Annotated in this window: 9 protein-coding genes; 4 read left to right on the forward strand and 5 right to left on the reverse strand. The window is 70.1% G+C overall.

Features of this window, described 5'->3' with window-relative positions; genetic code table 11:
• The first annotated feature begins 40 nt into the window (after positions 1-40).
• The 4 genes from HRJ34_RS08795 (at position 41) to HRJ34_RS08810 (ending at position 7,586) form a co-directional block, all read left to right on the forward strand.
• Positions 41-4,702 carry an NAD-glutamate dehydrogenase gene (locus HRJ34_RS08795; RefSeq protein WP_208633884.1) on the forward strand — a complete coding sequence of 1,554 codons (4,662 nt, stop codon included), beginning with the start codon at positions 41-43 and terminating at the stop codon, positions 4,700-4,702.
• Positions 4,703-4,980: 278 nt separating this feature from the next.
• A complete protein-coding gene (locus HRJ34_RS08800) occupies positions 4,981-5,952 on the forward strand; it encodes a ferredoxin reductase domain-containing protein (protein ID WP_208633885.1) in 972 nt (323 codons plus the stop codon).
• A 256-nt stretch (positions 5,953-6,208) separates the two neighbouring features.
• On the forward strand, positions 6,209-7,165 hold the full coding sequence (locus HRJ34_RS08805; RefSeq protein ID WP_030093295.1) for an IS110 family transposase: 957 nt from the start codon (positions 6,209-6,211) through the stop codon (positions 7,163-7,165).
• A 70-nt stretch (positions 7,166-7,235) separates the two neighbouring features.
• Positions 7,236-7,586: a VOC family protein gene (locus HRJ34_RS08810; protein ID WP_208633886.1), complete on the forward strand. Its 351-nt coding sequence runs from the start codon at positions 7,236-7,238 to the stop codon at positions 7,584-7,586.
• Positions 7,587-7,600: 14 nt separating this feature from the next.
• On the opposite strand, the gene HRJ34_RS08815 is transcribed toward HRJ34_RS08810, so the two are convergent.
• The 5 genes from HRJ34_RS08815 to HRJ34_RS08835 all read right to left on the reverse strand — a co-directional run bounded on the left by HRJ34_RS08815 (position 7,601) and on the right by HRJ34_RS08835 (position 12,969).
• Positions 7,601-8,488, reverse strand: coding sequence for a CPBP family intramembrane glutamic endopeptidase (locus HRJ34_RS08815; protein ID WP_208633887.1), 888 nt, complete (start codon positions 8,486-8,488; stop codon positions 7,601-7,603).
• Between the two features lie 69 nt (positions 8,489-8,557).
• The gene (locus HRJ34_RS08820; protein WP_029994149.1) at positions 8,558-8,797 is read right to left on the reverse strand and encodes a ribbon-helix-helix domain-containing protein; all 240 of its coding nucleotides are present in this window, start codon (positions 8,795-8,797) and stop codon (positions 8,558-8,560) included.
• Positions 8,798-8,826: 29 nt separating this feature from the next.
• A complete protein-coding gene (phbB, locus tag HRJ34_RS08825; protein WP_012050773.1) occupies positions 8,827-9,549 on the reverse strand; it encodes an acetoacetyl-CoA reductase in 723 nt (240 codons plus the stop codon).
• A gap of 106 nt (positions 9,550-9,655) precedes the next feature.
• A complete protein-coding gene (gene hemH, locus HRJ34_RS08830; RefSeq protein WP_208633888.1) occupies positions 9,656-10,666 on the reverse strand; it encodes a ferrochelatase in 1,011 nt (336 codons plus the stop codon).
• Complete coding sequence (locus tag HRJ34_RS08835; RefSeq protein ID WP_208633889.1) at positions 10,663-12,969, reverse strand: xanthine dehydrogenase family protein molybdopterin-binding subunit; 2,307 nt, start codon at positions 12,967-12,969, stop codon at positions 10,663-10,665. The genes hemH and HRJ34_RS08835 overlap by 4 nt, the downstream gene beginning before the upstream one ends.

The raw sequence follows: 12,969 nt of genomic DNA on the forward strand, positions 1-12,969 counted from the left end.
TCCGGACAGCCCGGAAGCGGGGGAGGAGGAGCGGATTTTCATGGATACCGAGACGGCCAGGCGCACGGCTTCGGACAAGCACGAATTCACCGACATCTTCGCCAAGGCCCTGACCAGCGGCGCCCTTCCGGGCGAACTTGCCGGCCTCGACGGCGAACCCCTCGAAAAGGCAGCGGCCTTCCTGGCCCACACCGCGCGGCGGCGACAGCCCGGCCATGCGGCGATCGCGGTACAGACGATCGCGGGCAATGTCGGCGGCAGCCGGCTGATGCGGATCGCCGTCGTCAACGACGACATGCCCTTCCTGGTCGACTCGGTCTCCGCCGCGCTCGCCACGCAGGGCGTCGAGGTCCGTCGCCTGCTCCACCCCGTCATCGCGGTCCGCCGCGACGAGGACGGCGCGCTCACCGCCGTGCTGCCGCAGGGATCGACCGGCGAGCGGCGCGAATCCTTCATCTATCTCGAAGCCGAGCGGGTCGACGCCCGCGAACGGCAGGCGCTCGCCCAGGCGATCGAGGCGGTGCTCGAAGACGTCCGCGCCGCGGTGCGCGACTGGCAGGCGATGCAGATCGCGATGCGCGACGACGCCGAGGGACTGCCCGACGGCGAGGGAGCGGCGCTGCTGCGCTGGCTGCTCGACCAGAACCTCACCCTGCTCGGCCATCACGTCGCCATGGCGAAGGGCGAGCCGCGCGACCGGCTCGGCATCCTGCGCGTCGGCAGCCGCAAGCTGTGGCGCGATTCCACCGCGAAGGCGGCGATCGCCTGGTTCGAGAAGGGCGGCGCGGCGCCGCTGCTGCTCAAGTCCGATTGCCGATCGACCGTCCACCGCCGCGCGCCGCTCGACCTGATCGTCACCCCGGTGCGGCAAGGCAAGGACGTCACCGGCCTGTCGATCCATGCCGGCCTGTGGACCAGCGCCGCGCTGCGCACCCCGGCCGAGGACATCCCGGTGCTGCGCAGCCGCCTCACCGCGATCGAGGAGCGGCTCGGCTTCGACCCGAAGGGCCATGCCGGCAAGGCGCTGCACCATGCGCTGTCGGAACTGCCGCCCGATCTCGTCCTGGCGCTGCCGATCGACTCGCTGGAGAAGGTGGTGCTGACCGCGATGTCGCTGGTCGATCGCCCGCGCCCGCGGCTCGAACTGGTCCGCAGCACGCTGGGCGAGCATCTGGTCGCGATCGTCTGGCTGCCGCGCGAGCTGCTGACCACCGGCCGCCGCGTCGCGATCGGCGAGATGCTGGCCCAGGCGTCGGGCGCGACCCTGTCCAACTGGTCGCTCCAGCTCGGCGAGGGCGACATCGCCCAGATCCGCTACATGCTCGACCTGCCGGCCGGCGGCACGGTGCCCGACAACGAGCCGCTCGACCGGCGGCTGTCCGAGATGCTGCGCGGCTGGGAGCCTGCGGTCGAGGCGCAGCTCGCCGAGATGGAAGCGGGCAACCGCGCGGTGCGGCTGACGCTCGACTATGCCGCCGCCTTCCCGATCGCCTACCGCACCCATTCGACCCCGGCCGAGGCCGCGACCGATATCCTGCGGCTCAACGCGCTGGGCGACGGCGCGGCGCGCGGCTGCCGCCTCTATCGCGGCGAGCATGATCCCGACCATCGCCTGCGGCTGAAAATCTATCGGCGCGGCGCGCTGATCCCGCTGTCCGAGGCGGTGCCGGTTCTGGAGAATTTCGGCTTCCGCGTGATCGAGGAGATCCCGACCCCGCTCGACGGCGGCGCGATCGGCTATATCCACGAGTTCAAGCTCGACCTGCCCGACGCCGATACCGCCAGCCGGCTGATCGAGCATAGCGCGGTCGCCGAGGAGTCGATCGCCGCGACCCTCGAAGGGCGCGCCGAGAACGACCTGTTCAACGAGTTGATCGTCTCGGTCGGCCTGTCGCCGGACGAGGCGCTGCTGTTCCGCGCCTGGTTCCGCTACCTGCGCCAGACCGGCTTCGCCTATGGCCTCGCCACTGCGGTCGAGGCGCTCAAGAAGGCGCCGGACGTCGCGCGCGGCATCATCGCCTATTTCCGCGCGCTGCATCACCCGACCCGCAACGACGCGGCCGAGGCGGAGCGTCTCCATGCCGAGATCGAGACCGGCCTGAAGAAGGTGACGGCGATCGACGACGATCGCATGCTGCGCCGCTTCCGCGCCGTCGTCCGCGCGACGCTGCGCACCAACGCCTTCTCCCCCGCCGCCAAGGAAGCGCTCGCCTTCAAGATCGATTCGAGCGGCGTCCCCGGCCTCCCCGCGCCGGTGCCGTGGCGCGAGATCTGGGTCTACAGCCCGCGCGTCGAGGGCATCCACCTGCGCGGCGGGCCGATCGCGCGCGGCGGCCTGCGCTGGTCCGACCGGCGCGACGACTTCCGCACCGAGATCCTCGGCCTGATGAAGGCGCAGGTCGTCAAGAACGCGGTGATCGTGCCGACCGGCGCGAAGGGCGGCTTCTACCCGAAGCAGCTGCCCTCCCCGTCCGATCGCGACGCCTGGCTGGCGGAAGGCACCGAAAGCTATCGCGTGTTCATCCGCTCACTGCTGTCGGTCACCGACAATATCGTCGAGGGCAAGGTCGTCCATCCGCCCAAGGTGGCGATCCGCGACGGCGACGATCCCTATTTCGTCGTCGCCGCCGACAAGGGCACGGCGACCTTCTCCGACGTCGCCAACGCGATCGCGGTGGAGCGCGGCTTCTGGCTGGGCGACGCCTTCGCCAGCGGCGGCAGCCATGGCTATGACCACAAGGCGATGGGCATCACCGCGCGCGGCGCCTGGGTCTCGGTCCAGCGCCATTTCGCCGAGATGGGCGTCGACGTGCAGAATGATCCGGTCCGCGTCGTCGGCTGCGGCGACATGTCGGGCGACGTGTTCGGCAACGGCATGCTGCTGTCGAAGTCGATCCGCCTGGTCGCGGCGTTCGACCATCGCCACATCTTCCTCGACCCCGATCCCGATGCGGCGACCGGCTGGGAGGAGCGCAACCGCCTGTTCGCCCTGCCCCGGTCGAGCTGGGCCGATTATGACGCCAAGCTGATCTCGAAGGGCGGCGGCATCTTCCCGCGCGACCAGAAGGAGATTCCGATCTCCCCGCAGATCCGCGAGGCGCTCGACATCGCCGACGAGGTGCTCGATCCCTCCGCGCTGATCGCGGCGATCCTCAGGAGCCCGGTCGACCTGCTGTGGTTCGGCGGCATCGGCACCTATGTGAAGGCGAAGTCGGAGACCAACGCCGAGGTCGGCGACCGTTCGAACGAGGCGCACCGCGTGAACGGCGAGGACGTCCGCGCCCGGGTGGTCGGCGAAGGCGCCAATCTGGGCGTGACCCAGGCGGGCCGCATCGCCTTCGCGATGAAGGGCGGCCGGATCAACGCCGACTTCATCGACAATTCGGCGGGCGTCGACTGCTCGGACAACGAGGTCAACATCAAGATCGCGCTCAACCGCGAGATGCTCGAAGGCCGGCTGGAGTTCGACAAGCGCAACGCGCTGCTCGTCAAGATGACCGACGACGTCGCGCATATCGTGCTGGAGGACAACCGCCTGCAGACGCTGGCGCTGTCGCTGGCCGAACGCGGCGGGGCGGAGGCGATGCCCGCGCAGCTTCGCGTCATCGAGATCCTGGAGGAGAATGGCCGCATCAACCGCGCGGTCGACGGCTTCGACAGCAACGACATGCTGCTGCGCCGCGCGCAAGAGCATCTCGGCCTGACCCGGCCCGAGCTGGCGGTGGTGCTGTCGCACGGCAAGCTGGCGCTGCAGGACGCGATCGAGAACAGCGACCGCACCGGCGATCCGATGCTCGCCCCGCTGCTGCTGGCGGCCTTCCCGCCGGCGATGCAGAAGGGCTTCGCCGACGCGATCGAGGCGCATCGCCTGCGTCCGCAGATCCTGGCGACCAAGATGTCGAACCGGGTGATCAACCGGCTGGGCCTGGTCGCGCCGTTCGAGATGGCCGAGGAGGAAGGCTGCTCGCTGGCGCAGGTGGCGACCGCCTATTTCACGGTCGACGCGCTGTTCGGGCTCGAAGCGCTGTTCATGCGGATCGAGCAGGCCGCGATCGGCGAGCAGGCGCGGCTGACGCTGCTCGCCGCGCTGGCCGAGATCGCGCGCGGCCATGTCGCCGACCTGCTCCGCAGCATCGCGGCGGAGACCGACATCGGCACGATGGTGGCGATGCTGAAGCCCGGCCTCGCCCGGCTCGACGACGCCCGCGCCGACCTGATCCGCAGCGAGGCGCGCCAGCAGTCGGACCAGCTCCGCCAGCGCATCACCGCCGAGGAGGTCGATCCCGCACTGATCGACGCGGTCGTCGAGATCGCCGAGATCGACGGCGCGATCGGCACGGCCGCGCTCGCCAGCGAGCTTTCGGCCGACGAGGTCGACGTCACCCGCGCCTATGTGGTGCTGGGCGAGGCGCTGGGGCTCGACTGGGCCAAGGCGGCGGCGGCGCGCTTCCGCAGCGCGGATGCCTGGGAACGGCTGCTGATCGCGGGGCTGACCCGCGAGTTCGGCCAGATCCGCCTCGACTTCCTGGCGCGGCACGGCGGCAAGGGCCCCGGCGAGGCGGTCACCGCCTGGCTGGAGGCCCATCGCGACCGGGCAGAGCAGTTCCGCCAGACGGTCGGCCGCGCCCGATCGGCGGCGGCCCCGACCGCGGCGATGCTGGCGCAGATCGCCGCGCAGGCCCGCTCGCTGCTGATGCGGTGAGCGGGCGGGACGGCCACCGCCGCCGCCGCCCGGCAGGAAAGATCGCTACGGCACAGAAACGAATGGAGAATTCGATCCAGGCCGCGCTATGATGTTGTCAGCGGGGGCGGACCCCGCCTATCATCATGCCCGTAGGGGAACGACAGTGTGCGGCAGCCGAACCGGTTGATCTCTATCCGTTGCCTTCCTCCGCCAGCGACTGACGGGAGGCAGCGACCGATGCGACCGACCATCCCGCAGGACCGGGTCGCCCTGCCTCCATCCGGACGAGCGCGTCGGTGAACGGCTTCAACCATCTGCTGCTGATCCTCGCGGCGTTCGCCGCGCTGGCGTTCGTGCTGCTCGTCTTCCTGTTGGCGAGGCGGACGCGCGGCGAAGGGCTGGAGCCGCCCGATCCCCAACCCGCCCCCGCCCCGCGGCCGGCACGGCCGCGCGCGCCGCCGATCGCCGACCCGGTCGAGACCGAACGGCCGCCCTATACGGCCTGGCGCCTGATATCGCGGGCCGTGGCCAATCCCGATTCGGCCGGCGGGCCGCTCTACCGGCTGCGGCTCGAACCGGAGGACGGCCTGCCCGAATGGCGGGCCGGCGCCGTCGCCCATGTCTATTGCGGCCCCGCGCAGGACGTGCTCGATCCCGGCGGTCGTCCGGCGCAGCTCGCGGCCGGCGACTATATGATCGGGTCGCTGCCGGCCGAGGGTGCCATCCACCTGGTCGTCCGCAAGGTCCCGACCAGCGCCCCGGCCGAAGGGCGCCGCTCGCGCTGGCTGTGCGAGGAGGTCGACACCGGCCAGCGCATCGCCCTGCTGGTCCGCGACGACCCGGCCTTCGTGCCGCCGCCCGATACGGTGCCGCTGATCCTGATCGGCAACGCGACCGGGCTGGCCGGGCTGCACGCCCATATCAAGGCGCGGCCGGCGGGCACCCGCAACTGGCTGATCTTCGGCGACCGCAACAGCACCGACGACGAGGTGCTCGCCGCCGAGATCGCCGAATGGGTGTCGACCGGCCACCTCGAACGCTGCGACCTCGTCTTCCCGGGCGAAACCGGCGAGCAGCGCCTCGTCACCGACCAGATCAAGGACGCCAAGGCGCCGATCCTCGACTGGGTGCTGGCCGGCGGCGCCATCTATGTCTGCGGCAGCAAGCGGATGGACGACGATGTCCACGCGACGCTGGGCGACCTGCTCGGCACCGGGGTGCTCGAGGCGATGACCGAGGCGGGGCTCTACCGGCGGTCGGTCTATTAGCGACCCTGCCCCTTATCGTCATTCCCGCTTTCGCGGGAATTGTCTCTCGGGAAAATGATTTAAGAGTGGGTGGCTGGCGAGACGAGCTGCGGGGTGGCCACCCCGCAGCTCGTGGCGGCAAGGCGCCCGTGCGGGAATAGGTCGAAACGACCGACGTCATCCAGGGCTCTTGTCGCCCCAGCTTCGCATCGCTTGCTGACTTGAATGGGCCGCCTTTCGGCACGCCCGCAGACAATTCGAAGCATGGGACCCCAAGATGATACGATATGCCGACGAAATCCAGACAGCTCTTGGCCTCGACGTATCCCAGGACAGCGTGACCCTGTTCGACAGCGTAACCGGCCAGACCCTCACCATAGCCAACGAGACCCAGGCCCTCACGGCCGCGCTCGATCCGCTGCGCAACCGCGATCTGGCCGTATGCGAAGCGACCGGAGGCCATGAGGACAAGCTCCTCGCCGTCCTCTGCGGCCTCGCCATCCCCGTTCACCGCGGTGATGCCGCCAAGATCAAGGCCTATATCCGCTCCTTCGGCAAACGCGCCAAGACCGACCCCATCGATGCCCGCTGGCTCAGCCGCTACGCCATCGACCGCAGTCCCGGCCTGATGCGCTGGCAACCTCCCGAGCCTTGCCAGGCCCAGATCAGCCTCCTCGTCTCACGACGCCTCGATCTCGTCGCCATGAAGCGCCAGGAAACCAATCGCCTCAAGGCCCCTCGTGGGCATCTCGTCGCCGACGACATCCGCGACCATATCGCCGATCTCGAACACCGTATCCGCACCATCGAGGTTCAGATCGAGGAGCTCATCAACCAACACCGCGACCTCAGCTCCCGCGCTCGCGCCTTGCGATCCATCCCAGGCGTCGCCGCCGTCCTCGCTCCTCTCCTGATCGCAACCATGCCCGAACTCGGCTCTCTCAACCGCCGGCAGGCCGCAAGCCTCGCTGGTTGCGCCCCTCATCCCAGAGACAGCGGAAAACTCCAGGCCCGCCGACACAGCTCAGGCGGACGAAGGCAGATCAGGCCCGCCCTCTTCATCGCCGCCCTCGCCGCCGCTCGCGGCAAAAATCCTCTCGCAGACTTCTACAACGCACTCGTCCGCGCTGGAAAACCCAAACGCCTCGCTCTCGCCGCCCTCATGCGCAAAATCATCTGCATCGCCAATGCTCGCATCCGCGACGCTGCCAATCTCCAGCCTCAACTGACTTGATGACGATAAGGGGCAGAAGACCCGCCTCGACCAAACCCGGAACGAATTCGCCAACCGAGGAGCCGGACGGATGACGGTCAGACGCGTCGTGGCGAATATCGCGACCGATCGGATGGAGGCGGCCAGGGCCTTCTATGGCGATCTGCTAGGGATGAGCCTGGCGATGGACCATGGCTGGATCGTCACCTTCGTCGGATCGGGCGATGCCGTCCCGCAGATCAGCTTCGCGAGCGAGGGCGGTTCGGGGATGCCGGTTCCCGACCTGTCGATCGAGGTCGACGATCTCGACGAAAGCTATAGGCGGATTGTCGAGGCGGGGCATGCGATCGAATATGGTCCGGCGACCGAATCCTGGGGCGTGCGGCGCGTCTTCGTCCGCGATCCCTTCGGCAAGCTGCTCAACATCCTGTCCCACGCCTGATCGGCTCTGCGACCTCACCCATCCTTTGCGACGAAGCTGCCCAGCTTCCAGGCCCGCCACAGGAAGGCCGCGCTCGCGAGAAGGGAGATGGCGAGCGCCGCCAGCGATGCCTCCGGGCCGAAGCCGCCGCCGCTGAGGATATCCGGCACGCCCGGGATCGGCTTGAGGACCAGCGGCCCGCCGGCGATATCGGTGGTGCCCGAGACCGCCGCGCCGAAAATCCAGCCCTGCGTGAAGTTCCAGCCGGCGTGCATCCCGATCGAGGCCCAGATCCGCCCGGTGATGAGGTAGAGCCCGATGCCGACGCCCTCCCCGGCGATCAGGCAGGCCGCCGCGAACGGGCTGGAGTCGGGGTTGATCAGGTGCAGCAGGCCGAACAGCAACGCCGCGCCGGCAAGCGCGGGCCATATGCCGACCGCCCGCCACAGCAGCCGGAAGATCACCAGCCGCAGCACCAGTTCCTCGAGCACGCCCGACCGGATCGAGTCGCGCAGCGCCAGGGCGACCCGATCGACGACGCTCCGCTCGATGCTCGCCCAGCCGAACAGCCACAGCGCGCCGATGATCGCGGTCATCAGCGCGGCGCCCACGGCCAGCCCCAGCAGCAGATCGGACGGCGCCCGGCGCAGGTCCAGCTCCGGGACCGTCCTGCGCTCGCCGAACCGGACCGCTCCCCAATAGGCGGCGATAAAGGCCATCGCGCCGAGGACCGCCGCCACGAGCCTGTAGCTGGCCGGCGCGGACGGAAGGGCGCCGGCCGCGACCATGAGAGCCAACGCCGCCTTGGCGACGCCGTTGAAGGTGACGACGATGAGGACGCACAACAGCAGGAGCCAGCCCAGCGCCCGCAACGGACGCCATTTTCCGTCCGCCAGCACCCCCGCCGATCCGATCACGACCATCCGCCGATCCCCCTTCCACGATCCGAGCGGGACGGAGTGTATTACTATTTCAATACACCTGCAATGCGATCATCCGGTTCCTTCGGAGGCGGCGAGCGCCCGGCGGAACAGCCAGACACGGATCGCGCTGGCGAGGTTGGGCAGGTCGTCGTCGGCGATCCGCTCGACGTCGATCCGCGCGACGAGGGCGTTGAGGGGCACCCCCTCCTCCCCGGCCGCGCGGACCAGCGCGTCCCAGAATGGCGGTTCGAGGGTGATCGACGTGGCATGGCCGGCGATGTTCACCGACCGCTTGACCGGCCCCGCCATCCGTCCGCGCGCCTCCTTTCCCGGGGGGCTCAGTACATGTGCTGGCCACCGTTGATCGACAGCGTCGACCCGGTGACGAAGCCCGCTTCCTCGCCGCACAGGAACACCACGCCCCGCGCGATCTCCTCGGCATGGCCGAGACGGCCGACCGGGATCTTGGCGACGATCTTGGCGAGCACGTCCTGCGGCACCGCGGCGACCATGTCGGTGTCGATATAGCCCGGCGCGATCGCGTTGACGGTCACCCCCGACTTGGCGCCTTCCTGCGCCAGCGCCTTGGTGAAGCCGTGGATGCCCGACTTGGCGGCGGCATAGTTGACCTGGCCGTACTGGCCGGCCTGGCCGTTGATCGAACCGATGTTGACGATCCGGCCCCAACCGCGCGCGCGCATGCCGGGGAAGGTCGACTTCGCCATGTTGAAGCAGCCGCCCAGATTGGTGTCCATGACGTCCTTCCAATCCTGGTAGGTCATCTTGAGCAGCGTGCCGTCGCGGGTGATGCCGGCATTGTTGACGACGATGTCGACCGGGCCCAGCTCGGCCTCGACCTGCTCGACGCCCTTGTGGCAGGCGTCATAGTCGGCGACGTCCCATTTGTAGCTGCGGATGCCGGTCTTCTCGGTGAAGGCCCTGGCCCGTTCCTCATTGCCCGCATAGTTGGCCGCGACGGCGACGCCCGCGTCCCTGAGCGCCAGGCTGATCGCCTCGCCGATACCCCTGGTTCCACCGGTAACGATCGCAACCCGCGCCATAACTGATCTCCCATAGAATCGGCTCGATGCTAGAGCCTCTGCGTGCGTGACGGAAGCTCCCCGAACAGAAATTCATGACAGTTCAAAGGTCGTCGCCACGCAATGATCAGGGGCGGTCGATCCAACCCTTCATTTCGTCGCCGATCAGCGTTTCGAGCATCGCCATGCCGGGCGCGCCGTCGTTGAGGCAGGGCAGATAGGCGAAGCTCTCGCCCCCCGCCGCGAGGAAGCGGTCGCGCCCGCGGATCGCCAGTTCCTCGAGCGTCTCCAGGCAGTCGGCCGAGAAGCCCGGCGCGATCACCGCCAGCCGTCGGACACCCTCGCCGGCGAGCCGATCGAGCATCGCCTCGGTCGAGGGTTCGAGCCAGCGGGCGCGGCCGAAGCGCGACTGGAAGGAGACGTGCAGCTCGCGGCCCAGCGCCTCGCCCAGCAGCCGCGCGGTCTTGCGGCAATGGCAATGATAGGGATCGCCGAGGTCGAGCGTCCGCGCCGGCATGCCGTGGAAGCTGGCGAGGATCGCGTCGGGCTCGCCGTGCAGCGCCGCCAGCCCCTCGCGCACCGAGGCGGCGAGCGCGTCGATATAGGCGGGACGGTCGAAATAGGGCGGCAGCGTGCGGATCGCCGGCTGCCAGCGCATCTTCGCCAGCGCCGCGAAGGCCGCGTCGTTGGCGGTCGCGGTCGTCGCCGCGCAATATTGCGGGTAGAGCGGCGCGATCAGGATGCGGTCGCAGCCCGCCGCCTGCAGCGCGGCGATCCGCTCGCCGATCGCCGGCTTGCCGTAGCGCATCGCATGATCGACGATCGCCCGATCGCCGAAACGGGCCTGCAACGCCGCCGCCTGGCGCGCCGTGATCGCGGCGAGCGGCGACCCCTCCTCGCTCCACACCTGCGCATAGGCATGGGCAGACTTGCGCGGCCGGACGTTGAGGATGATGCCGCGCAGGATCGGCTGCCAGGCGATCGGCGGAATCTCCACCACCCGCCGGTCCGACAGGAACTCGCCCAGATAGCGCCTGACCGCGCCCGGCGTCGGGGCGTCGGGCGTGCCGAGATTGACGATCAGCACGCCGATCTTCGGCGCGGCGACGGGCGCATGCCCCTCCGGCAAAAGGCTCATGCGTCGGACAGCCTCAGCGGCAGGTGGCGGAGGCGCTTGCCGGTCGCGGCGAAGATCGCGTTGGCGACGGCCGGGGCGACCGGCGGCACCGCGATCTCGCCCGCGCCGCCGGGCGGCAGCTCGGAGGGGATGATCTCGACCCGTATCTCCGGTGTCGACATGAGGTCGGGCAGGCCCAGCCCGTCGAAATTCTGCGCGGTCACCATCCCCTCGCGGATCGAGATGCCGTTGCCGAACGCGTTGGCCAGCCCCCACAAGATGCCGCCCTCGACCTGCTGGCGGACGATGTCGGGGTGGATCGTGCGGCCGATGTCGACGACGGCGGTGACGTTGGGCACCTTGACCTGGTCGCCCTCGATCCGCGCCTCGACCAGCATCGCGACATGGCTGCCGAAGCAGCTATGGGCCGCCAGCCCCTGGCCGGTGCCGGGCTCCCCGCCCTGCCACGCGCCGATCGACGCCGCCATCTGCAGGCAGCGGGCGAGGCGGGGCTGGCCGCTCAGGGCCTGCATGCGGAAGGACAGCGGATCGAGCCCGGCGACCAGCGCCAGCTCGTCGACGAAGCTCTCGGTGAAGAAGGCGGTGTAGCTGTTGGCGACCGACCGCCAGGCACCGGTCGGCACGCCGGTCACCGCCTCGACATGCTCGACCGCCAGCGCCGCGATCGCATAGGGCGGCGCGGCGCCCTCGACCACGCCGCGGTCGGGGCCGTAGCTGGACTTCTGCGCGCCGCCGGTCAGCCGCGCCATCATCTCGGCATTGGTCGAGGGCGCGGCGATCCGCGCCGACCAGCCGGCGATCGAACCGGCCGGGCCGAGCTTCGCCTTCAGCCGCGCGGTCGCGGGCGGGCGGAAGCGGCCGTGCTGGATATCCTCGCGGCGCGGCCAGACGAGCTGGACCGGCTTGCGGACCTTGGACGCGATGATCGCCGCCTCGACCGCCGCCTGCACCTCGGTCTTGCGGCCGAAGCCGCCGCCGACCAGCGTCGGGTAGATCGTCACCCGCCCCTCGTCGAGGCCGACCGCTCGCGCCACGGCGGCGCGGGCCATCGGCGCGGCCTGGGTCGGCACCCAGACCTCGACCCCGCCATCGCCGAAGCGCGCGGTCGCGGTCAGCGTCTCCAGCGCCGCATGGGCGATCATCGGCACCGAATAGGCGGCGGTGACCACGCCCTGCCCGGCCAGCGCCGCATCGGGATCGCCATGCTCGACGAAGCGCTTCGCCTCGCCCTTGTCGAGCGCGGCGGCCAGCGCGCGGCGCACGGTGCCGTCGTCGGGGCGAGGCGAACGCGTCTCGAACTCGACCGCCAGCGCTTCCAGCCCGCGATCGGCCGCCCACCAATTGGTGCCGACCACGGCGACCCAGCCGGGATTGGTGAGCACCGCCATCACGCCGGGCGTCTCGTCGGCCGCGGCGGTCGCCATCTTCACGGGATGCGCGTCGCCATAGGGGCCGTGCGCGATCGAGGCGTAGACCATGCCCGGCAGCCGGATGTCGGCGCCCATCTGCGCGCTGCCGTCGACCTTGGCCGGCAGGTCGAGGCGCGGCACCGGCCGGCCGACCAGCGTCCGTTCGTCCCGGTCCCGCAGCCGCAGATCGTCGGGCGGGGTCAGCCGCGCGGCGGCCTCGGCCAATGTGCCGAACGCCAGCCGGTCGTCGCCGCGCACGACGAAGCCGGCCTCGGTGTCGCACGCCTTCCAGTCGATCCCCCAGCGGTCCGCCGCCGCCATGCACAACAGGCTGCGCGCCGCCGCGCCCGCCTCGCGCAGGCGCGTCTCGAACGAACGGATCGAGGAGGAGCCTCCGGTGATGGTGAGGTTCATGCGGATCGCGACCTCGCGCGCGACCCATTCGCCCGGCCCGTGCAGCCAGGCGGGAAGCTGCTCGCGCGCCTGCTCCTCGGCCAGCAGGGTGTTGGCGTAGACCGGGTTGATCGGCGCCGGCTCGACGCCGACCGTGCGCCAGTCGGCGCCCAGTTCGTCGGCCAGGATCTGCGGCATGGAAGTGTAGACGCCCTGCCCCATCTCCGCCTGCGGCACCGCGACGATCACCCGGCCGTCGGTCGCGATCTTGAGGAAGGCGTTGAATAGCTGCTCGCCCGGCCCGAGCGCGAGATTGGGCCCATAGCGGCGCGGCCAGACCGCCCAGCCCAGCACCAGCCCCGCCGCCGCGCCGCCGCCGACCAGCAGACTGCGCCGGGTGACGCCGCGCCGGGGCTTGTTCACCCCATCCTCCCGCTCGATCCGTGCATGCATGCGACCATGATAGGCGGGCCGAATGTGCGAGACCACTGCAATCGTCAT

The sequence above is a fragment of the Rhizorhabdus wittichii genome (assembly GCF_017607425.1).
Classification (GTDB): Bacteria; Pseudomonadota; Alphaproteobacteria; order Sphingomonadales; family Sphingomonadaceae; genus Rhizorhabdus; species Rhizorhabdus wittichii.